The sequence below is a fragment of the Ruegeria hyattellae genome (genome assembly GCF_041537925.1).
Lineage (GTDB): Bacteria > Pseudomonadota > Alphaproteobacteria > Rhodobacterales > Rhodobacteraceae > Ruegeria_C.
The window spans coordinates 1-21,616 of sequence record NZ_JBGOSH010000031.1 but is presented as its reverse complement, the minus strand read 5'-3'; the positions used below and the strand labels follow the sequence as shown (position 1 = coordinate 21,616).

Sequence of the window (21,616 nt, the reverse complement as noted above, 5' to 3'; positions counted from 1 at the left end):
GCAGATCGACCGGCAAAACACCGAAATCCGGATATCTACCAAAGCCCTCAACCGTATGACCGAACTCGGTTGTGCGAAGTTCGAACGTGTCTGAAATCCCCCGGGAAAGGCGAACTGCGCCTTCTATCAGACCCGTGCAACAAAGTGCCTTTTTCCGAGGCGCACGAGTCTGCATTGGCGGCGCTTGCGCTGGGTGTAACCCATATGCATTCGCAATCAACGTCACTTCCCCCAATCTTGCTGTCAGCTCATGTCGATCAGTCATCAGGGCCGTCAATGATAGCAACTAATGAATGGCTGGCAGAGTTCCCTTGGACCTGAGGTGACCAATGCAACCAGCAATTCGTTGCAACGGCAACAGTAGGTGATTTGCATTTGCTTAACGAATTCTGCATCAACGCGGATCTGCAATAATTGCGAAAGCCCAAACTGAAGAATTGCGCCGCTTGCAAACTATGTTCAGTGTGCTTTTCGACCTTTGCGAACCACTGACTTTATCAATTCCGCGGTCGGCTTCTTTGAACGCTCCGCGATAAGCGAAACGGACTGGCCAAGATTGTTTCGAGCTGCGGTATCGGCACCCAGCTCGATCAACAGTGCAGCTGACTCCTCACGCCCGGCCCTAATCGCATCATAGAGCGGTGTCTCCCCTTTGGTGTCAGTCGCGTCCAGATCAGCACCGGCATCAAACAGTGCTTGTATCGCGATGGTGAAGTTTGCTTGCGCTGCGCGATGCAGGGCTGTCTTTCCCTTGTGATCTCGAACTGCCACGTCAGCGCCCCGTCTGAGCAAGCGTTGGATTTCTTCGATGTTCTCCGTCGCGTTGTGATTTCCACGGCAAGCCTCGATGAGCGGCGGAAATCCCAACCGATCTGGAGCGTTGATGTCGAGTTGGTATCCGTAGCCACTCAAGACGGAAGCCCAACGCCCAGACAAACACGCTTCGTTTGCGTCTCCAGGACGCAATGTCGCACCGTTGTCCAGCAGAAGTCGAAGCATGTCAGAATGTTCATGGCCAACTGCCCAACTCCCCATGCGCTCACCATCGGTCACCGCATCAGCGCCTTCGCTGATCAGAAACTTCGCGACGTCCAGTTGTCGGCCTGCCACGGCATAGTGCAGCGCCGACAAACGGTCCCTGCCCGGTTCTTCGCAGATAACCTTATTGATTAGCGTCTTTGAAATTAGGTCGCGAACTCTGTCCAGATCACCCAAGAAGCAGTAAGACTCCAACCGGTATTCTGAACCATATTGACGGAGCAATTCAGCGACCTTTGATCTGCCTCGAAACGTGGCAATACACCAAGGTGACAGCTCAACCAGTGTCTCATTGTTGTAGCAACCGCGCCCCTCAATGTCGGCACCCAATTCCACCAACAGCTTAACCATCGCGAACTTGCCGCCACGCGCCGCTTCCCACAACATCGTGCGCCCGTGCGGGCCAATCCTGTGCAAATATGACGGTTTGGTTTCCAGGTAGCTCTTGACCGCATCCACTTTTCCAGCAGCTGCCGCTGGCAGTACAATCTTGAGGAAATCGTTGTCTTGGCCAGTGAGACTTCTCATTGTTGGCTACACTATTGCTTCGATGGAACGGCATGCAACACTTTAGGCTGATAGACGGTCCCAGCGGCAACGCAGCAACGACGCGATAGGTAAGCATGTACTGCATCATCGGCACAAAGCCGACCTAAACCGCAGCTCCCGACTACTGAGGCGTCAGCCTGTCAAGTGCCAGGCCGTCGGCCCATGTTCCATGCAACGAGCCATTGGCCATCACCACATAGACAACGGGGAATTCAGACCCCCAGTCGACAGTCACGACCCTGCCATCAATTGATCCGGCGCCGTTAATGACTTGGGTACCGATCCTCCATTCGAAATTCACGAATGAGCCGTCCTGCGCGACAGTCGCCACGCCGTCATATATCTGGCCTTCGACATTGCGCCCCTGGACCGAATAGGTTCCGGCAATCGACCCATCAGCCGCAAGGATCTGTGGCACCAGTAATGCGCTTCCTGCAAGCACAAGCGCCGACAAAAGGCCTCTTCTCATCATCATCTTTCTCCTAATTCCGAAAATACATTGTGGCCATAAGGGCCTCTACACTGGGTTATGAACCAGCCCCACACCCGCTTTGGGGGCAGGACTGCAGTTTAAGCGAATACCGAAGCCTTGATCTGCTTGACAAGTTCCTTGTCGAGCGCCGCTTTTTTCTTCAATCGGATCAGGCGGGACTTTTCCAGACCTTCTATCGTCTTCTCGTCGAACTTGATCTTCTCCAGCGCACGACTCAATTCTCTGGCGGGCGCACTCTTGATCGCGTTGTTGTATTTGATCTCAAGCACTTCCAGATCCACCAAATGACGCATGATCTGGTCGACAGAGGAATTGCCGTATGCGTTGGCTGTTTCAATCATCTCCAAATACTTGTCGCGCACCGCATCCACGCCGGGGCTCGAATGACGGCGGCACAGCTCAAGGCTTTTATCCATGCTTTTTTTGTCAGCCACGCCAAGCGATTTGTATCGGGTGATCCGTTTTCTGGTCTTTTCAACCGGTCGCCGCTCCGGCGCATTCGAAGCCGCCTGCTTGATCTCGACGGCAAGCGCCTCGACCGTTTCCTCTGCACTGAGCAATGTGATGGCTGCATTGGCCGAGGTCTCGGAAAGTTTCTTTGCTTTTTTCACGACTCCGGCACAGGCCGACGGATTGCCGCGCTTGGCCTTCTGGAATGCGCGTTCCAGAACGACAACAGCTCTGGCGGGCTTGTCCTGCGCCAAAAAGGTATGGTTGAGCTCTTTCAGAGCCGCCTGCATCTTCTTTTGCAGCGCTGCCATTTCGGCTGTTTTCGTCTTTCCTGCAAGCTTCAACGCAGCGGAGACGATCCGGCGATGTGTTGCATAAACCTTGTGGTTGCTGCGGATCGATTTATCCATTTCTGGCCAGGGCCAGTCAACCTCTTGGCTTTTGTTTTTATGCAGCCCGAGTGCACCGAGCGTCTTTTCGCCCGCGATGCCATCCTGCTTGAGCCGCTTGGCCTTTTGAAACGCCTTGACCGCAGCTTCGGTCTTGACCCCGAAAATCCCATCGATCTTCAGCTTTGCCTTGGGAGGCGTCTTATTCAGAGTGGTTTGCAGGGTTTTGACGTCGGGCCCCTTGGATCCCATTTTCAATTTTTTCATTTTACCATTCCTTAAATCGTACAATACTCACGTGTCAGAGCACCGGCCATCCAAGCCGATGCAGGCGCGTCGGTTAGGCGGCTGTGGCGTCGGCGTGCAGGCATGCCTTGCTGATCTCGTCGATGTGGCGGTGGTCGGTGCCACAGCAGCCACCCATGACCGTCAGATTTGGGAGAATCCCGGCCAATTGGCGATAGTGGCCACCCAATTCCTGCGGGTTTCCCTCGTCCAACTCTTCTGCCGCATCCAGCTCTTCGTGACTCATCCGCGATGCGTTGGCCCGGATGCCCATGACACGTGACAGCCACGCAGGATTGCCCGTCAGTACATCTGCAAAGTGATCGGGATGCGCGCAGTTGATCATGTAATAGGCTGGGGCAAGAACGGCTTCCGCGTCGACTTGCTCAATCGCCTCACCCAGTCTCTGCCCTGATGGCAAGCGCCCGTCCGTCTCAACCGTAAACGAGATGACAACCGGAATCTGCACATCAGCGCAGGCATTGGTGATGCCGATCGCCTCGTCCGCATAGGTCATCGTGATTGCCGATACCATGTCGACATCCAGCGCCGCGAACCAATCAACCTGTTGCCCGTGATAGATCTGCGCCACGTTGCGGTTCATGAAGGTCTGCGGGTTGTAGCCATCATCCTGGGGCCCGATCACCCCATTGACTACAAACGGAGACGCTGGTGTTTCCAGTTCCGTACGCAGGTCATGCAGCCGTTCCACGGCCTCACAATGCAGCCTGGCAAGGGTATCGACCGAAATCTCAATATCTTTGGCCCACCGCGCACTGGCGCGCCAGGTCGGGGTATCAAGAATAAGCCCCCGGCCATCACGCAAGGCAATTTTGGCAAACCGGCGCATGTAGCGATCCAATGCCTGGCGTCCTGCCTCCTCTTGCAACAGCGTAAACGCCGCGAACATGGGCAGATCATAGCCTTCATTGAAAATGAGATGGGTCTCCAGCCCCCCATCGCTCAGACATTGTTTGCCGAGAAGTTGGGGCAAACGGTCACGGTATTTTGCACTCATATCTATTTCCTTTTCACCTAGACCCGGCGCATCGTTTTTGGGCCGAGCAATGAAACACCTAGACATGCGTGCGATCTGTCGCTTGAAGGGCACCTATAGAAATTCCATAGATTTCCTAGAATTTGTTATAAGGACATAATGAAATACAGATTTGGCAGGTTCCTGCTTGACCCAGAGACGTTTGAGCTACGCGAAGACGGCAAGTTGATTGCACTCGAACCGCAGGTCTTTGCGATCATCAGGCTGCTGATCGCAAATCGCCATCGGATGGTTTCGAAATCCGAGATGATGGATGTCGTCTGGGGCGGACGCATTGTCTCAGAGGGAGCTGTCAGCAGCCGGATCCGATCAGCTCGGCTTGCGCTTGGTGACACTGGCAAGTTGCAAAGCGTGATACGGACGGTCCATGGTCAGGGATTGCGCTTTATCGCGGATGTTGAGGAGCTTGATGACCCGGGCAAGGATCATTTGGTCCCCGACGCCGCAAAGGATACGGCCCGGACAAGGTTTGACCTCCCAGATGCCAGAGACAGGCCCTCCATCGCCGTGCTTCCCTTCGAGAGCTTTGCGCAAAGCAACGACGAGGTGGTTTTTGCCAAAGGCCTCACCGAAGAGACAATCTCCAACCTCGCCCGTTTCCGCGATCTGTTTGTCTTCTCGCGCTTGACGACGACTAAGCTCATAAATGACGGCGCGGGCGTCACCGATCTGAGCCAACGGCTTGGCGCAGATTTTGTGATGGAAGGCAGCGTGCGGCTGACAGGGGCCATTACACGGGTGAAGGTGCAGCTACTTGACGCAGTGACCGGTCTGAGCGTTCTTGCAGAGCAGTTCGAACGCGAGGCCAGCCCGGATAGCCTTTATGAGATACAGGATCAGATCGCGCTGCTTGTCGCCGGGCGGATCGCTGACCGATACGGGCCGATCGGCAAATTCATCACCCGCCATAATCGCGGTGCTCAGTTCACCAAATGGGATACCTACCTACAGATAGCGCGCTTCTACGACTACTACGAGACAAGAGATCGGAAGCTCCACGCCGACGTTAAGGCGGGCCTTGAGGCAGCGACCGCTGAAGACCGCGGGTCTTCTGATGCCTGGGCCGCGTTGGCGATTTTATATGTGGATGAATACCGACTGCCCTTTCATGCCGAACCCAAACCGGATCTGCTTGATCACGCGCTTACTTATGCCGAAAAAAGCGTGTCGTTTGATCGTGAAAACAGCTTTGCCTACCTTGCCCGCGCGCTGGCGCGATTCCATCGAAAAGAACTGGACGACTTCCACGTTGCCGCTGAGAAATGTGTATCACTCAATCCGGGTCACGCGCATAATCTGGCGGAAATCGCGTTCTGTTACTGCCTGATCAGCGACTTCGAACGAGCGGTTCCATTGGCCGATCGCGCCGTCGAACTCAGCCCAGTCCATCCCGGTTGGTTCCGCCTCACACGCGCTTGTGACTACTTCGTCAGCGGAGACCCGAGAGCCGCCATCGCCGAACAAAAGAAAACGCCGATGGAAGGGTATTTCTGGTATCATGCCTACATGGTTGCCTATAGCGCACTCGCCGGAGACATGGAGTTGACCCGCGCCGAGGTCGAGACCATCAAAGCTCTGTATCCCGACTTTGCAACGAGGATTTTCACCGAGGCCGAAGTCTGGTGTGTCGCCGGGAAAATGCCCCTGTTGATGCTGGAAGGATGGAGAAAGGCCGGGTTGGAGGTGTTTTTTCCCGAAAAGTATTCCCATCTGTCGTGATTGAAGACGCATTGTCCGGCTGAATCAATCGGTCGCAGATACTCTGAACTCGCTTAAAGATAACCAACGATTGGTTGTCGGAAAGCCAACTTAGAATCCTCGACTAGGGCTGGCACCCGCGGCCCTTACCAGACATCCAATAGCCAACCGAGATGCCGCGCTCGCAGCCCGCATTGTCGCCATTCGCCGCGCGTGCAAAATCTGAAGACACTCGAACTTACACAACGCGGGACAAAGCTGCCCCCAATTATTTGAAAAAGCAGATGTCATCCTGACAAAAAAACTGTGCCGCATTACCGTGCCAAACGGAAGAGTAACTGATCATTGTAACTTCGATAGTATTTGGCAATCTGACGGCCATGTGATGTAGTTCCAGCATACAAAAATAGGTGAATTAAGATGCGCAACATGATTGTCACACTACCAAAGACACTAATTTCAACGATTTTACTTTCAGGCGCTGCGCTAGCAGATGAGCCTGTTACCGTCGACACATTTGTGCGCGCTGAAACAGATATGACGATGCAGAGGTATGTTGATCAAGGCGCCTTCGGACAATTTTATCATATTCGCCAACCAACTCCGATGGATGCGCAGGACGTTATTCGCATGAACCGGGATACACTTTACTCTGCTGGTGTTTTCGATCTTACGAAACCGGTGACGATTGTAAAACCGGAGGCAAATGGACGTTTCCAATCTATGCTCATCATCAATCAGGACCATTCGATGGAACCTGTAGAGCACGACTCCGGCGAGTTTACTCTGACCCAAGAAGATATCGGTTCTCGATATGTCTTCGTCATCCTTCGCACATTCGTTGATGCCAACAGCCCTGATGATATCGCTGAAGCAAATGCACTGCAGGACCAAATTATTGTGAAGCAGGAAGACAGCGGAAAATTTGAAATACCTGAGTGGAACGAGGAGCAGCTTGTCGACTTGCGCGTTGCAGTAAACGTGCTGGCCGCAACAAAGTCTGACATAAAGGGGTTCTTTGGTGACAAAGAAAAACTTAACCCAATCGACCACCTTCTTGGCACTGCATACGGTTGGGGTGGAAATCCCGTAGAAGCGGCGGTTTATCAAAACGTGGTGCCTGCGATGAATGATGGAACGACACCGCATAGCATCACACTAACCGAAGAGGTTCCTGTGGATGGATTTGCATCCATTACGATTTACAACGCAGACGGTTATATGGAGCCAAACGAACTTAACTCATATTCGTTCAACAGCGTGACCGCTGTAAGAAATGACGATGGCTCGGTCACTGTTAACGCCGGTGGATGCGACGATGGCAGGCCAAATTGCATCCCGATCACAGTGGGTTGGAATTACATTGTTCGGCTCTATCAACCGAAAAAGGAAGTCCAAACAGGTGAATGGGTATTTCCAACAATGGCACCGGTAGAATAACTGCTCGCACTTTCTGAAGCTGCGTAGGTGTCCGTAAGGTAAGTACGGATCCGGCGTCAGAAAACGAGCAACAAGGGCTCCGACCCGGTATTCGCCGCGCTTGTCACGAAGGGCCAGTTCGGGAACAGCACCGCCGTTCGCTGCAGCGGGCGCGAACTGGTAAGATGCGGACAAAACCGTCCTTGGATTCTTCGCCTTCGCTGACACAGCATTGACTTGCAGTTGCGGCATAGTTTCTGCTGCGCTGCCGCATGCATAGCAAAAGCAGCCGTTCAAAGGCGGGATTTGACCCAATCCGATGCCGCGCTTTCATTGCAATTCAACCAAACCATCAAGACGCAGCCATTTTTGCTTTATGCAATTGCATCTGATTGAGGCGGCGAACAGACTCTCGTGGCCTCGTTGACCGTGTCGCCAATCCGCTTTCTAAGATCGCGTTCTAGGACAGGCCGCGCATGGCCAAGCTGCACCCATAGATTGCAGTGCGGTCATTGAAAATCGCTGCGAAGCGCACATTTCATCTTGCCGCTCAGCTGTTTCGCGATCTCACTCCGGCCTCTCGCACGGCAATTAGTGCAGTTCCCAATCATGATTGTGCGATAAGCCACTCCTCAACCTCTCTCACTTCGGAGCGCGCCCGGCCTGTGTGCTGGACGTCAACAAAATAGCCATGGGTCGGGGTAATACGCTCGTCGAAAATCCGAACCACTCTGTTTTCTGCCAGATCTTGGTCTATCAACGGAAGCCAGCCAATGATGACACCCAACGATTCAGCAGCGCCGCGCAACAGCGCGTTTGCGTCCTCGAAGATCGGACCGTGCAGCATATCGGGTGTTGCAACGCCCATTGCCTCAAACCAGTCCAACCAACCCCAGTGATTTCTTTGGTGTAACTTGGGGAGGCTCAACAGATCTTCCGGGCGTTCGATGGGTCCTTGCTTTGCGATAAAATCTTGCGAGGCAATGGCGACGGGGCTTAGCTCGATGAGTTTGACCGCATCACTTGCCATGTCGGCAATGCGGTCCCAGCTGATGATGACATCGACGTTTTCACGGTCGGGAGCGCCGGGATGACGGGCTGGCACCACTTCCAGTTCGATCTCGCGATGGGTTTCCCAAAAATCACTGATCCGCGGCATGAGCCAGCGTGCCGTAAGAATCGGCCCCGCCGAAACACGCACTGCTTTGCGTGCGCTTCGTCGCAAGGATCGAACCGCATTGTCCAGCAAACCAAAGGCCTGATTGGTCGCATGGGCCAGGCGCCTACCATCCTCGGTCAGGGCGACATCACGACCTTCGCGCCTGAAAAGTTTGACGCCAAGCTGATCTTCCAATCCGCGAATATGATGGCTGACCGCCGTTGGGGTCACTGTAAGGTCCGCCGCGGCCGCCCGAAAACTGCCGTTCCGGGCAGCAGCGTCAAAGGCACGTAGGGCTGTAAGAGAGGCTGTCACAACAATCCAAATGATGAGTTTTTCTCATTCATTGCTGAGAACGTTGCTTTTGTAAACTCGGTAAATTCCTGTGCAAGATAGAGGAGTACAAACCTGAGCTCATGAATCGATGACCAAAACAAACCGTCGGCGCGGTCGCAAGGATCGCTTGAAGCAAGTCTCGGAACCCGACCTGCAGCCACCGGTCTGGCCGGGTGTGGTCGGCGGGCGTCTGAAACCACTCTCAGCTGGTGAAGAGACAATGGTCGAAGAAGCGGCGCTGAAGCTTCTTGATCAGCTGGGCCTGAGCCAGGCGATCCCCTCAATGATTGCGAAAGTCACTGCCGCTGGCGGATCCATGACGGATGACGGTCGGCTGCTGTTCCCGCGCAAATTGGTGAATTGGGCGATAGACGAAGCGCGGCGGGGCTTTACCCTATGTGGTCAGCGCCCTGCAAACGACCTGAAGATAGAAGCGGCCCGGGTGCATATGTCCACGGGCGGCGCGGCACCAGGCGTGTTTGATCTGGATACGCACAAGTATCGGGATTCGACATTGCAAGACCTCTACGATGCGGCGCGGATCGTGGATCAGATGGATAACATCCATCACTTTAGCCGCTCGGTCGTGGCACGCGATATCGAAGACAATGCGCTGATGGATCTGAACACAGCCTATGCCTGTCTTGCCGGCACATCCAAACACGTTTCGATCTCGATCACCGAGCCGCAAAACGTCGCTGAGATTGCGCAGCTTTGCTATGCCATTGCCGGCGGCGAAGCTGCGTTTCGCGCCCGGCCTTTCCTGACGGTTATGGTGTGCCATGTCGTTCCACCCATGCGGTTTGCCGAAGAAGCCTGCGACGTGCTGGAATTGGCGATCCAGGCCGGGTTCCCCGTGCAATTGATCAGCGCCGGTCAGGCCGGTGCCACGAGCCCTGCGACAATTGCAGGTTCGCTGGTGCAAGCGGTGGCCGAGACTTTGGCGGGTTTGGTTTTCGCCCGTCTGGTTGATCCCGAGGTCAAAGCGATCTTTGCGCCAAAACCTTTGGTGGCAGACCTGCGCACCGGCTCGATGAGTGGTGGGGGTGGTGAGCAAGCCATTTTGATGGCGGGTGCGGCTCAGATGGGGCGCTACTGGGACCTGCCGACCAGTTCGATCGCCGGGATTACCGACGCCAAGCGCCTTGATGCGCAATACGGGGCCGAAAAAACTCTGGCGGTCACCATGGCGGCCCATGCCGGGTCGAACATCGTGACCCAAGCCGCAGGGATGATGTCCAGTCTGCTCGGCGTAAGCCATGCCGCGTATGTCACGGATAACGACTTGTTGGGAAACATCCTGCGGACCATTCGTGGCATCGAGGCGACGCCTGAAAATATCGCCGCTGATGTCATTGCAGAAGTATGTCGTGGCGAGGGGCATTACCTGGGCGAACAGCACACGTTTAGCCGAATGAAATCTGACTATTTCTATCCCGAGATCGGCGATCGTCGTGCACCGCGCGACTGGGAGGAAGACGGGGCGCAGCGGATTGGCGATGTAGCGCGGGACAAAGCCCGCGAGATCCTGAACAGCTATTTTCCGACCCATGTGCCCGACGATTTGGACCGGATGCTGCGGGACAAATTCGACATTCGCCTGACACGCACCCAAACCGGACGGCCGGAATGACCAATCAGAGCCTCAGTATCCAAGCACGGGCAGCTTTGCCGGGGGGTGTCAGTCATGAGCTGCGCTACCGCGACCCGCACCCTGTTTTCATCGAACGCGCGCAAGGCGCGCAGAAATGGGATGTGGACGGGCGCCGCTACATTGATTTCAAGATGGGCAGCGCCAGCCAGGTGCTGGGACATTGCCACCCCGCCATTGTGGAGGCGATTCAGAAACAAGCCGCGCGTTCGATCTTTAGTGCCGATTGCCACAAGGCGGAGATTGAATGGGCGGAGTGGGTCAACAATCTATTCCCCTGTGCAGACCGCACCCGGTTCACCGCATCGGGGTCCGAAGCCACCATGCTGGCCTTGCGATTGGGGCGCGCCCATTCTGGCAAGGACCATGTGCTGCGCGTTGAGGGGCATTATCATGGCTGGCACGATCACGCCCTGAAAGGTGCCAAACCCGGCAGCGATCAAGCAACCTCATTGGGCATTCCGCAGGTGATCAACGAACTAATCCATGTCTGCGCCGCCAATACTCAGGCCGTGGAAAGCGCATTGCAGGACACGCGCATCGGAACCGTTATCATCGAGGCCTCTGGGGCGAATTATGGATGTGTGCCCTTGGCAACCGATACCCTGCGTGCATTGCATGATGTTGCAAGGGCTGCGGGCGTGGTGCTGATCTTTGACGAAATCATCACCGGATTTCGATGGTCTCCCGGCGGGCGGCAAGCCCGCGACAACATTGTGCCCGATCTTACCACTTTGGCGAAAATCGTGACCGGAGGTCTACCCGGTGGCGCCATTTGCGGTCGCTCCGAGATTATGGAGCTTATGAACAACGCCACTGTTCGCGACGGCATTGGCCCGGCGGTGAGCCATAAGGGGACGTTCAACGGATCGCCCCTGGTCGCGGCCGCTGCAGTTGCGGCGATGCCGCTGCTGGCCAGCGGTGATGCGCAGGCGCAGGCAGATAAAATGGCGACCCGGATGCGCGACGGCATGAATGCCGCGATGGATGAACAGGGCGTAACGGGCATCGCTTACGGCGATAGTTCCATTTTCCACGTCTTTTTTGGCCAACGCAGCCTTGAGGGTCTTGGCCCGAAAGAAATCCGCGGGCTGCCCAAACCAATTGTCAAAGCCTATCGTGATGGGATGCTGTGGCGCGGGGTGGATATGATGGCCTACACCTCGGGCCTGACCTCAGCCGCTCATACCCCGGACCTGATAGATGAAGCCCTGACGGCTTTTAGCGATACCCTTTTGGACATGGTCCGTGACGGAGTCCTGCAATGACCCTCCCATCATCTGCACGTACGGTCATCATCGGTGGTGGCGTCATCGGCTGCTCCATCGCGTATCATCTGGCCCGCGAAGGGCGCAAAGACATCGTGGTGCTGGAACGCTCGAAACTGACCTCTGGCACCACCTGGCACGCTGCCGGTCTTGTGCGGCGGTTGCGCCCGTCAGCGACGCTGACCAAGCTGATCAACTACTCCATCGATCTCTATGGCGAGCTGGAGGTTGAAACCGGTCAGGCCACGGGCTGGACGCAGACAGGGTCGTTGACCCTGGCCACAAATGAGGACCGCCTGACCAACATAAAACGTCAGGTCTCGCTTGGGCGCGCCTTTGGTCTGGAGGCCGAGGTCGTCGATGCCGCACGTGCAAAAGAGCTTTGGCCTCTGATTGAGGTCGACGATGTCATAGGTGCCGTGTGGTCGCCAGCGGATGGGCGGGTGAACCCGTCAGACGTGGCGCTGGCCCTGTCCAAAGGGGCCAGGGCGCGGGGCGTGAAAATCTTCGAAGACACCCGCGTGACGGGATTGCAGAAGAAGAATGGTCGCATTTCAGGCGTCGAGATCGGCGAACACGTGATCGAAACTGACGAGGTGGTGATCGCCTCGGGCCTGTGGTCGCGGGAAGTGGCCGAGATGGCAGGCGCGCATATGCCGCTTTATGCCTGCGAGCATTTTTACATCCTGACCAAGCCGCTGGCCGAGGTGCAGGCGCTTGGCAAAGGCGCGCATCTGCCAACGTTGAATGATCAGGATGCCTATCTTTATGCCCGCGATGATGTCGAAGGGCTGTTGGTGGGGTCGTTTGAGCCGCATGCCAAGGGCATTTCCACCAAAGATCTGCCAGCCGATTTCTCCTTTGATCTGCTGGACGAGGATTGGGATCACTTCATGCCGATGATGGAGAATGCGTTGCGTCGCATTCCCGCGTTGGAAACAGCCGAGGTGCGGATGCTGTTGAACGGGCCGGAGAGCTTCACGCTCGACAGCCAGTTCATGATGGGTGAAAGCCCTGAGGTGCCGGGTCTGTTTCTGCTGGGTGGCATGAACTCCACGGGCATCGCGCTTGCGGGCGGCGCGGGCAAGGCGATGGCCGAATGGATCATTGCAGGCGAGCCCACAATGGAGCTGAACGAAGCGGATATCCGCCGCTTCAGCCCTGAAATGAACGTGCTTGGTGCGCTGGAGGCACGGATCCCCGAAGTGCTGGGCCGCCACTATGACAACCCCTATCCGGGCCGCTCGATGGACACGGCGCGGGGGCAGCGTCGCTCCCCCATTCATACCGGCCTGGTCGCGGCGGGTGCCCGGTTCGAGGGGCGCGGTGGCTGGGAACGCGCTGTCCATTTCGGAGGAGAGGCGGCGCATCTGCCGCTCACCTTTGATGTACCGAAATGGCGCGAACACGTGGCCAAGGAAGTGGAGGCCTGCCGCTTTGGCGCGGCCATTCTGGATCAATCGGCCTTTGGCAAGATCAAGGTGCAAGGGCCCGACGCCTGCGCCTTTCTCAACCGCCTTTGTGCGGCTGAGATGGACATCAAAGAGGGCCGGATTGCCTATACCCAGATCCTCAATACACGCGGCGGCGTTGAAAGCGACCTGACCGTGCAGCGCCATGGGCCAGAGACCTATCTGATGATTGTTGGGGCAGGCGAAGTCGTGCGCGACATGAAGCGCATGCGCGAGACCAAAGGCGATTTCCGCGTCGAGGTCACGGATGTCACCAGCGGCTATGCTGTGATCGGCCTTGCAGGGGCCAAAGCGCGCGACGTGCTGCAAGCCACAAGCAATGCGCCGTTGCCTGATCTGAAGCGCTTTGGCTTTGCACCGGTCGAGGTCGGTCTGGCCCGCGGCTGGGCCGGGCGGCTGAGCTTTACCGGCGAAGAGGGCTACGAGCTCTACATCCCCTCCGACATGGCGATGGCCGCGCATGAAGCGCTTGTCGCAGCGGGCGCAACCCATGTCGGGCTCTACGCCAGTGGGTCTTTACGGATCGAAAGCGGGTTCCGCGCCATTGGCCATGAATTGACGCCCGGAACCTCTCCGCAAGAGGCCGGGCTGGGGGCGTTCTGCGCCTTTGGGACCGGGTTTGTCGGCGAAGAGGCGTTGGCCGCAGCCGATCAGCCTAAGCGCCAGATCGTATCATTGCTGTTTGATGATCCAGATGCGCTGCCCATCCATGATGAGCCGATCTACTTTAGCGGCAAAGTTGTGGGGCAGATCACCTCAGCCGCCTGGAGCTATCGCTTTGACCGCTCTGTCGCGCTCGCCATGATTGATGCGCCGCTGGATCAGCTCGCACAGCAAGATGTCGTGCCAGGTTTCGAAGTTGAAATCGCCTGCACGCGCTTCACCGCAAAATGTTCTCTCAAGTCCGCTAAGGAGGCGTTCTGATGTCAGACACGCTCCGCACCACCCGCGTCGCCATTATTGGCGGTGGCATCATGGGGGTCGCCGCCCAATACCAACTGGCCGAGGCCGGCTGGACCGACACGATCCTGTTTGAAAAGGCCGAATTGACCAGCGGATCGACCTGGCATGCTGCTGGTCAAATCGCACATGCGGTGGGGTCACGCGTTATGGGGTGGATCAACAAAACCTCGATCGAAACCTACAAGAGCGTCGAGCGGGAAACCGGGCAGAGCATCGGCTGGCACGAGGTTGGCGGATTCCGCATTGCGACCACGGATGATGAAGTCGATTGGATGAAGTCGATCATGGGCGTCGGCCGATTGTTGTACCTGCCGATGGATTTGGTCGGGCCGGAGGAGGTCTCTGAGGTCAACCCATTTTACAAGGTCGACAACGTCAAGGCCGCCGTGCGCACCTATGAGGACGGGCATATTGACCCCTCCAGCGTGACGATGGCGCTGGCGGCGGCGACCCGTGCACGCGGGGCCAAGATCGAGCGCCACAATCAGGTGCTGGGGGCCAGTCGTAAGGGTGATATGTGGCTGCTTAGAACCGAAAAGGGCGATGTGCTGGCCGAACATATCGTGATTGCCGCCGGATCCTATGCCAATCAGGTTGGCGAATGGTTTGGTTTGAAGATCCCCTCTGTCAGCTGCCTGCACCATTACCTGGTCACCGACACAGTTCCAGAATTCGAAGGTCGACCCGAACTGCCGGTGATGCGTGACAATTCCTATGGCGGTTATATCCGTCAGGAACAGAAATCGGGCCTCATTGGCATTTACGAAGGTCATGTCTGCCCGACGGTCTGGGAAATGCCGGATGGCGCGCCTTGGGCCGCAGAGAACGAACTGTTTGAGGCCGATTACGACTCCATCGGCGATTTCCTGATGGTTGCTTTCGACAAAATGCCAATTCTCGCTGAGCTCGGCATCAAGCGTGTTGTGCGCGGAGCAATCACCCATACACCCGACGGCGGCATGCTGGTTGGCCCGTCTGGTGCACCGAATGTCTGGCTGTCCTGCGGCTCATCGATCGGTCTGGCTTGGGGTGGCGGTGCCGGTAAGGTGCTTGCTGACTGGATGGTGCATGGCGAAACCGCGATCAACACGCGCGGTATGGACCCGCGTCGCTATGGCGATTTCACCACGGATCACTTCATTGTCGAACGCACCAAGGACGAGTTCATGCGCCGCCATGACACGCCGTGCCCTGGTAAACAGTTCAACGCGCTGCGTCCGCTTAACCGGCATCCGCTTTATGATCGTCTCGCCGCCAAAGGCGCGGTGTTTGGCGAGGTCGCGGGCTGGGAACGTCCGCGCTATTTCGGCGAGGTTGGTGAGGTTGAGCAGATCGGCTGGGGTCATCAACCCTGGCACGCACATGCACTGGATGAGGCCAAGGCGACACGCGAGGCCGCTGGTGTGATCGACCTCTGCGCCTTTGCGCAATTTGAGATCACCGGCAAAGATGCTGGCAAGCTGTTGGACCGTCTGTCGGCCAACCGTATTCCGCGCAAAGATGGGCGCATGAGCCTAAATCATCTGCTGACGCCAAAAGGCCGGTTCGAAACCGAAATCACCATCTGGCGCATCACAGAGGACCGCTATTTCACCGGCTCACCCATTGCCCGTGCCAACCCGGATTTCGACTGGATCAAGAGCCAAATTCGCGAGGGTGAAGATGTGCAGATGGTCAATCGCAGTGCGGATTGGGGGATGCTGGCGATGTCTGGCCCGGCGTCGCGTCGTATTCTGGCTGAGTTGACCGATGCCGATCTTTCAAATGCGACCTTCCCTTGGCTGTCAGGGCAGGAAATCTCGGTCGCGGGCATCCCCTGCTATGCGCTGCGCGTGTCCTTTGTGGGTGAATTGGGCTGGGAGCTGCACGCGCCCCTTGATCGCATCGCCAGGATTTACGACGCCCTCTTTGAGACGGGTGAGAAGCACGGGCTGCGTGATCTTGGTTCTTACGCCTTCAACGGCATGCGGATGGAGAAGGCCTATCGCGCCAGTGGCGAGATGACCACCGATATTGGGCCCTATGACGTTGGGCTGGAGCGGTTCGTCGTGACCAAAGATCGCGATTTTATTGGCATGGATGCATTGCTGGCCCGCGATCCCGAATGGGAATTGTTCTATGCTGAACTTCACGCGGGCGATATCGACATTCATGGCGGCGAGCCGGTTCTACACAATGGCGATATCGTCGGTCTGACGACCTCTGGCGGCTTTGGCTACACAGTCGGCAAGTCGCTTGGCTGGCTGTTTGTGAAGAAAGGCACCCCGCGCGACGGGCTTAGCGTTCAGATCCTGAACCGCGACATTCCCGTCTATATCCACCCCGAAGCAATTTTTGACCCGCAGAACCTGCGGCCCCGATCCGAGGACTAATCTATGACTACGATCAATGGCGGCGATGCCGTATATCGCGTTTTGAGGGCCAATGGCATTGATACCGTTTTTGGCCTTCTGGGCGGGTCGATGTTGGAACTCTATGACGCCATGTATCAGGGTGGCGAGATCGCCTATGTCGGCGCGCGGGATGAACGCGCGGCGGGCCATATGGCCGATGCCTGGGCCCGGATGACCGGCAAGCCGGGTGTGGTGCTGGGTGCACAGGCCGGGCCCGGTGTCGTGAATATCGTGACCGCCGTGGCAGAGGCACATCTGGCCTATTCGCCCATGGTTGTCATCGCCGGAGCGATCACCCGTGCCGATCAATGCAAGGACACGTTTCAGGAGGTCGATCAGGTCGCCCTGTTCGCGCCAATCAGCAAACGCTCGGTGATGGTCACAGATCCTTCTCGGTTGGCCCCAATGCTGGAGGATGCGATCCGGTTGGCCAATACCGGTCGTCGTGGGCCGGTCGTGCTGCATGTGCCACGCGACCTCTTTGCCGAAAACGTGCCCGCAATTGAACCGAAGCCGCTTCAGATCGCACGCCCTGGCCCTGCAGCACCGGCCGATATTGCGGCGATTTCCGAGCTGCTGGCGGGCGCCGAACGGCCCGTCATTTTTGCCGGAGGTGGCTTTAAATGGGGTCAGGGGCACGACGCGTTGACGGCGCTGGCCGAGACGTTGGAAGTGCCGATTGTGGCCTCAACCGGCCATGCCGATGTGATGCGCCACGGTCACCCCTGGTTTGCTGGACAAGCCGGTCCACGCGGCAACCGCGTGGCCTCTCGCCTGATCAAACATGCGGATGTGATGGTGGTTCTGGGTGCGCGGCTTGGTTTCAATTCGACCTTCCATTCCAACGATTACGTTGGCGCTGAAACCCGCATCGCCCATGTCGATGTCGAAGGCTCAGCCGTTGGTCGGTATTTCCCGGCAGAGATCGCCGCGCAAGGTGATGCAAGGCTGACAGCCGAGGCCTTGACCGAGCTGGCCGCGAAACCTGCTTGCGATGCATGGCGTGAGAGCTTTGTCGCAGATATGGAAAGCCTACGCGCCGAACGTGCTGAAGAGGCGGCCATCGAAACCCTTCCCATGCACCCCCGCCGCGCTTTGGGCGAGCTGCGTGAGGCCTTGCCTGAAGATGCGATTGTGACGCTCGATACCGGCAATACGTGCCTTCAGGGTGCTGATCGCTTGGCCCATTACGCACCAATGTCGCTGATCACGCCGCTTGATTTTGGCCTCGTCGGCTTTGGCCTCGCCGCCGCAATCGGCGCCAAGGCTGCGACGTCGGATCGCCCTGTCGTGGCGATCATGGGTGATGGCGCGGTTGGCTATACGATGATCGAAATCCAGACCGCCATTTCGCACAATCTTCCGATCACCATCGTGGTTCTGGATAACGAGGCCTGGGGTGCGGAAAAAGCTTATCAGCAGGAATTTTACGGCGGCCGCTTGCTAGGTGCCGAAATTCAAAGCCCGCGCTATGACAAATTCGCCGAACTTTGCGGCGGCAAAGGCATCTGGGTCGACGGCCCCGGCGGAATGGGCCCGGCCCTGCAAGAGGCCATCGAATCGGGCAAAACCACAGTTATTCAAGCCAAAATCGATCCCGGAGCGCTTATGACGCTGCGCAAGGATCTGTTCAAAGCACCGCAGAAAGAGGCCTGACCATGAGCACCTGGGATACTATTGTCATCGGCGCGGGCAACGCCGCGTTTTGTGCCGCACATGCCGCGCGGGAAAAGGACGCGAGCGTTCTGATGCTGGAATGCGCGCCCGAAGCTGAAAATGGCGGTAACTCGCGCTACACGGCTGGCGCCATCCGCTTTGCTTATGATGGCGTCGACGATATTCGCGCGCTTTGTCCCGACCTGTCCGAAGAGCAGATCGCGATCACCGATTTTGGAACCTATACCGAGGAACAGTTCTTTGACGACATGTTCCGTGTTCCCCGTTACCGCACCGATCCCGCCCTTTGCGAGCGGCTCGTACGCTCGTCTCGCGAAACGATGCACTGGATGCGTGAAAAGTGCATCCGATTCCTGCCGATCTATGGTCGTCAGGCGTTCAAAGTCGATGGGCGTTTCAAATTCTGGGGCGGACTTACGCTCGAGGCATGGGGTGGCGGCGAAGGGCTCGTGGATGCCCACACCAAAATCGCCAAAGAGTCCGGCGTCGAGATCCGCTATGAAACGCGCGCGGTTGAAATCCTGACCGATGGCCATGCTGTCACCGGGGTCAAGGTGCGCCACAAAGGCCAGATCGAGGAACTGCGCGCCAAATCGGTTGTCGTCGCCGCAGGCGGGTTTCAGGCGAGCCCTGAGATGCGCACGCGTTACTTGGGTCCAGGCTGGGAAATGGCCCGCGTGCGCGGGTCGCGGTTCAATACCGGCGAGGGCATTAAGATGGCCATGGATATCGGCGCCTCGACCTACGGCAATTGGTCTGGCTGCCACGCAGTTGGCTGGGATTATAACGCGCCTGAATTCGGTGATCTGGATGTCGGTGACGGGTTCCAGAAGCACTCCTACCCTTGGGGCATTATGGTCAATGCAACCGGAAAGCGGTTTGTCGATGAGGGAGCGGATTTCCGCAACTACACTTACGCCAAATATGGCCGGGTCATTCTGAACCAACCCGATCAGTTTGCCTGGCAGATCTTAGATTCCAAGGTCACCCACATTCTACGCGATGAATATCGGATCAAACGGGTGACCAAAGTCACTGCGCCGACGCTTGAGGCCCTGGCAGAAAAACTCGAAGGGGTAGATCCACAAGGCTTCTTGAGGAGATCAAAGCCTATAACGCCGCGGTTGATACCGACACGCCGTTTGATCCCAACGTCAAGGACGGGCGGGCCACCAAAGGCCTGGCGGTGCAAAAATCCAATTGGGCGAACACCATCGATGAAGGCCCATTTGAGGCCTATCAAGTTGGCTGCGGGATTACGTTCACCTTCGGTGGCCTACGGATCGACCCCGACACCGCTCAAGTGCTCGACAATGACCTAACGCCGATCCCCGGCCTCTTTGCGGCGGGTGAACTGGTCGGCGGCGTGTTCTTCTTCAACTACCCTGGTGGTACCGGGCTTATCAACGGATCTGTCTTTGGCCGACTTGCCGGCACCCACGCAGCATAGAAGTAATTCTGGTGGATCTGTTTTTAGACACTACACATCGTCAGTTGGGTCTGCCTGAGCCTCAATTGCATCAGAATGAGTTCTTCTCTTGCTGTAATACTGGTGCAGCGAGCAACAGCAGCAAAACAGTGGAATTCACAGCTTGGCTCAGAATGAACTTACGCCCTTTGAAATACCGGCAACTGGTCCCAAATGGCGAACGGAAAAACCGTTCGCCAAGGTCTGTTAGAGGTCGATGCGCTCGGCCATGCTCAGAGCATCCTCCAGCTCGACACCAAGGTACCGCACGGTGCTGTCGACCTTGGTGTGACCAAGGAGCAGTTGCACGGCGCGAAGGTTGCCAGTCTTACGATAGATCTCGGCAGCCTTTGTTCGGCGAAGCGAGTGTGTACCATATCCACTCGGCTCCAAACCGATTGCCTTCACCCAGTCGCGGACAAGTCGACCGTACTGACGCGTTGATATGTGTGGTCGGTCGCGAAACCGGCTTGGGAACATGAACAGGCAAGCAAGCATCTCCGGAGATCTGACCCAGGTCAGAACGGTTTCTCGCGTGTTTTCCGACAGTTCAAATTGAACTGGCCGCTTGGTTTTGCTCTGGATCACTGAAACACGTTCCCGGACGCGATCGTCTTTGACAAGATCCGTCACGGTTAGCTTGATCAGATCACATCCTCGAAGTTTGCTGTCGATGGCTACATTGAACAAAGCCAGGTCGCGCAAATTGCCCGAAAGTTCGAGCCGCGCACGGATCGCCCACACTTGTTTTGGCAGCAGTGGACGTTTCTGCCCGATAATCCGCCCCTTATTCCAAGCCTTGCGTTTTGGGGTGACTGCGGGAAGTTGGACTCTTGGCATGATTTGGCCTCCGATCCTCCCTCCAACCCCTATCATCAGCACCGCGCTGACTGGGCGAGTGTATAAGCGGGACTGAACGCCCGTTTTGGGAAGCCAGCCAGATGGGCATGTTCTGTGCGCGCATTTGTCTGCAAGGGGTCTCAATGAACAAGATGCCGCAATCAGCGCAAATGTCCGCTAGTCTATGCTGAAAGAAGGAAACATCGAGGTGCTCATGAGTGCAGTGCTTCACGCTACGAGCCTTGAAAATATAACCCGGTTCTATCCTGCGATTGGGGGTCGACAGACCGACGGCAGCGAAAATGAATTTGCCATTGTCAATCAGCCAGGCGTCGAATTCATCATCCTTCAAGCTCCAAAGAGAATTGCATCTCAGATCGTGATCGAGAATCCACCAGCAGTGCGCTCGGCAACTCCGTGTAAGTCAATATTGGAAATGTCCTTGATTGATGATGTGTTGCAATTCATAGCTGAGTTCGGAGGCAAGCCTGCTCCAGGTGCAAAGACTTGGAAGTTCCAGCAATTCCTTGTCCAAGACATCGTCGACCCAGAGTGAAATGTCATCCAGCTTTGGCAAGCTGCGCAAATTCAAGGCCGCTGTTTGTGCAACTTCAGCGCACGGCGGCTTCGGCCGCGACTTCTAGACTGCCGCTTTCAACCTCGCTGAAACCAGAACGAATGGCAGTTCTTCTCGCTGCGAAGCGGCGCCGAAAACGATGCGGTTGCAGCGATTTTCATGCTGCGAGCGCGCGCAGCGAAAAAACTGAATTCACAGGTTGGGCTCTTTTGAACCCTTCGCCGCGCGCCGCACGAGTGGCCGTTTCGGTACTTGTCGACTTTCGCTGCAAACGGCGTGAACTGGTAAGACGCGGGACAAAGTGAACTTTCGCGGCGGCCGCACCATGTCTGTTACTGGGTTCAAGGGCGTCAGTTACAATACCGTCAAGACGCTTCGTAAAGTCTGCAAAGGGCGCGATCTTAACGACTCTTTTCGACCAGGAAATCGATCAT

General features: G+C 56.8%; 15 protein-coding genes and 1 pseudogene. 10 read left to right on the top strand and 6 right to left on the bottom strand.

Features of this window, described 5'->3' with window-relative positions; genetic code table 11:
* Positions 1-459: 459 nt before the first annotated feature.
* The 4 genes from AB1E33_RS29265 to AB1E33_RS29250 form a co-directional block, all read right to left on the bottom strand.
* Entirely contained in the window at positions 460-1,566 is a 1,107-nt protein-coding gene (locus AB1E33_RS29265) for an ankyrin repeat domain-containing protein (protein WP_372580752.1), read from the bottom strand.
* 142 nt (positions 1,567-1,708) lie between these two features.
* Positions 1,709-2,059 carry a hypothetical protein gene (locus AB1E33_RS29260; RefSeq protein ID WP_372580751.1) on the bottom strand — a complete coding sequence of 117 codons (351 nt, stop codon included), beginning with the start codon at positions 2,057-2,059 and terminating at the stop codon, positions 1,709-1,711.
* A gap of 98 nt (positions 2,060-2,157) precedes the next feature.
* Positions 2,158-3,210: a peptidoglycan-binding domain-containing protein gene (locus AB1E33_RS29255; RefSeq protein WP_372580750.1), complete on the bottom strand. Its 1,053-nt coding sequence runs from the start codon at positions 3,208-3,210 to the stop codon at positions 2,158-2,160.
* A gap of 49 nt (positions 3,211-3,259) precedes the next feature.
* On the bottom strand, positions 3,260-4,222 hold the full coding sequence (locus tag AB1E33_RS29250; protein WP_372580749.1) for a homocysteine S-methyltransferase family protein: 963 nt from the start codon (positions 4,220-4,222) through the stop codon (positions 3,260-3,262).
* A 138-nt stretch (positions 4,223-4,360) separates the two neighbouring features.
* Here AB1E33_RS29250 and AB1E33_RS29245 point away from each other — a divergent pair, with 138 nt between their 5' ends.
* Together AB1E33_RS29245 and AB1E33_RS29240 are read left to right on the top strand one after the other, a co-directional pair.
* Positions 4,361-5,980 (top strand): winged helix-turn-helix domain-containing protein, encoded by a 1,620-nt coding sequence (locus AB1E33_RS29245; protein ID WP_372580748.1) that lies wholly within the window; start codon positions 4,361-4,363, stop codon positions 5,978-5,980.
* 399 nt (positions 5,981-6,379) lie between these two features.
* Positions 6,380-7,399: a DUF1254 domain-containing protein gene (locus AB1E33_RS29240; RefSeq protein WP_372580747.1), complete on the top strand. Its 1,020-nt coding sequence runs from the start codon at positions 6,380-6,382 to the stop codon at positions 7,397-7,399.
* A 586-nt stretch (positions 7,400-7,985) separates the two neighbouring features.
* On the opposite strand, the gene AB1E33_RS29235 is transcribed toward AB1E33_RS29240, so the two are convergent.
* Positions 7,986-8,852, bottom strand: a complete 867-nt coding sequence (locus AB1E33_RS29235; RefSeq protein WP_372580746.1) for a LysR family transcriptional regulator — start codon at positions 8,850-8,852, stop codon at positions 7,986-7,988.
* Between the two features lie 109 nt (positions 8,853-8,961).
* Between AB1E33_RS29235 and AB1E33_RS29230 the strand changes: the two genes are divergently transcribed.
* The 7 genes and pseudogenes from AB1E33_RS29230 to AB1E33_RS29200 all read left to right on the top strand — a co-directional run bounded on the left by AB1E33_RS29230 (position 8,962) and on the right by AB1E33_RS29200 (position 19,747).
* Positions 8,962-10,506, top strand: a complete 1,545-nt coding sequence (locus AB1E33_RS29230; protein ID WP_372580745.1) for a trimethylamine methyltransferase family protein — start codon at positions 8,962-8,964, stop codon at positions 10,504-10,506.
* Complete coding sequence (locus tag AB1E33_RS29225) at positions 10,503-11,792, top strand: aspartate aminotransferase family protein (RefSeq protein WP_372580744.1); 1,290 nt, start codon at positions 10,503-10,505, stop codon at positions 11,790-11,792. Before AB1E33_RS29230 ends, AB1E33_RS29225 begins: the two co-directional genes overlap by 4 nt.
* Positions 11,789-14,188 (top strand): GcvT family protein, encoded by a 2,400-nt coding sequence (locus AB1E33_RS29220; RefSeq protein WP_372580743.1) that lies wholly within the window; start codon positions 11,789-11,791, stop codon positions 14,186-14,188. Before AB1E33_RS29225 ends, AB1E33_RS29220 begins: the two co-directional genes overlap by 4 nt.
* On the top strand, positions 14,188-16,599 hold the full coding sequence (locus AB1E33_RS29215; RefSeq protein WP_372580742.1) for an FAD-dependent oxidoreductase: 2,412 nt from the start codon (positions 14,188-14,190) through the stop codon (positions 16,597-16,599). Before AB1E33_RS29220 ends, AB1E33_RS29215 begins: the two co-directional genes overlap by 1 nt.
* A gap of 3 nt (positions 16,600-16,602) precedes the next feature.
* Entirely contained in the window at positions 16,603-18,276 is a 1,674-nt protein-coding gene (locus AB1E33_RS29210; protein WP_372580741.1) for a thiamine pyrophosphate-binding protein, read from the top strand.
* A gap of 2 nt (positions 18,277-18,278) precedes the next feature.
* Positions 18,279-19,337, top strand: a pseudogene (tcuA, locus tag AB1E33_RS29205) (FAD-dependent tricarballylate dehydrogenase TcuA); the annotation flags it as partial.
* Between the two features lie 62 nt (positions 19,338-19,399).
* Entirely contained in the window at positions 19,400-19,747 is a 348-nt protein-coding gene (locus AB1E33_RS29200) for an FAD-binding protein (RefSeq protein WP_372580753.1), read from the top strand.
* A 225-nt stretch (positions 19,748-19,972) separates the two neighbouring features.
* Here AB1E33_RS29200 and AB1E33_RS29195 read toward each other — a convergent pair whose 3' ends face one another.
* Positions 19,973-20,605: a tyrosine-type recombinase/integrase gene (locus AB1E33_RS29195; protein WP_372580740.1), complete on the bottom strand. Its 633-nt coding sequence runs from the start codon at positions 20,603-20,605 to the stop codon at positions 19,973-19,975.
* A 184-nt stretch (positions 20,606-20,789) separates the two neighbouring features.
* Between AB1E33_RS29195 and AB1E33_RS29190 the strand changes: the two genes are divergently transcribed.
* Complete coding sequence (locus AB1E33_RS29190; RefSeq protein WP_372580739.1) at positions 20,790-21,161, top strand: hypothetical protein; 372 nt, start codon at positions 20,790-20,792, stop codon at positions 21,159-21,161.
* The last annotated feature ends 455 nt before the right edge of the window (positions 21,162-21,616 follow it).

Excerpts from the sequence above, each read along its gene's own strand:
- AB1E33_RS29265 (WP_372580752.1), bottom strand. The coding sequence starts at position 1,566 with ATGAGAAGTCTCACTGGCCAAGACAACGATTTCCTCAAGATTGTACTG.
- AB1E33_RS29260 (WP_372580751.1), bottom strand. The coding sequence starts at position 2,059 with ATGATGAGAAGAGGCCTTTTGTCGGCGCTTGTGCTTGCAGGAAGCGCA.
- AB1E33_RS29250 (WP_372580749.1), bottom strand. The coding sequence starts at position 4,222 with ATGAGTGCAAAATACCGTGACCGTTTGCCCCAACTTCTCGGCAAACAA.
- AB1E33_RS29245 (WP_372580748.1), top strand. The coding sequence starts at position 4,361 with ATGAAATACAGATTTGGCAGGTTCCTGCTTGACCCAGAGACGTTTGAG.
- AB1E33_RS29240 (WP_372580747.1), top strand. The coding sequence starts at position 6,380 with ATGCGCAACATGATTGTCACACTACCAAAGACACTAATTTCAACGATT.
- AB1E33_RS29230 (WP_372580745.1), top strand. The coding sequence starts at position 8,962 with ATGACCAAAACAAACCGTCGGCGCGGTCGCAAGGATCGCTTGAAGCAA.
- AB1E33_RS29225 (WP_372580744.1), top strand. The coding sequence starts at position 10,503 with ATGACCAATCAGAGCCTCAGTATCCAAGCACGGGCAGCTTTGCCGGGG.
- AB1E33_RS29220 (WP_372580743.1), top strand. The coding sequence starts at position 11,789 with ATGACCCTCCCATCATCTGCACGTACGGTCATCATCGGTGGTGGCGTC.
- AB1E33_RS29215 (WP_372580742.1), top strand. The coding sequence starts at position 14,188 with ATGTCAGACACGCTCCGCACCACCCGCGTCGCCATTATTGGCGGTGGC.
- AB1E33_RS29210 (WP_372580741.1), top strand. The coding sequence starts at position 16,603 with ATGACTACGATCAATGGCGGCGATGCCGTATATCGCGTTTTGAGGGCC.
- AB1E33_RS29195 (WP_372580740.1), bottom strand. The coding sequence starts at position 20,605 with ATGCCAAGAGTCCAACTTCCCGCAGTCACCCCAAAACGCAAGGCTTGG.
- AB1E33_RS29190 (WP_372580739.1), top strand. The coding sequence starts at position 20,790 with ATGCTGAAAGAAGGAAACATCGAGGTGCTCATGAGTGCAGTGCTTCAC.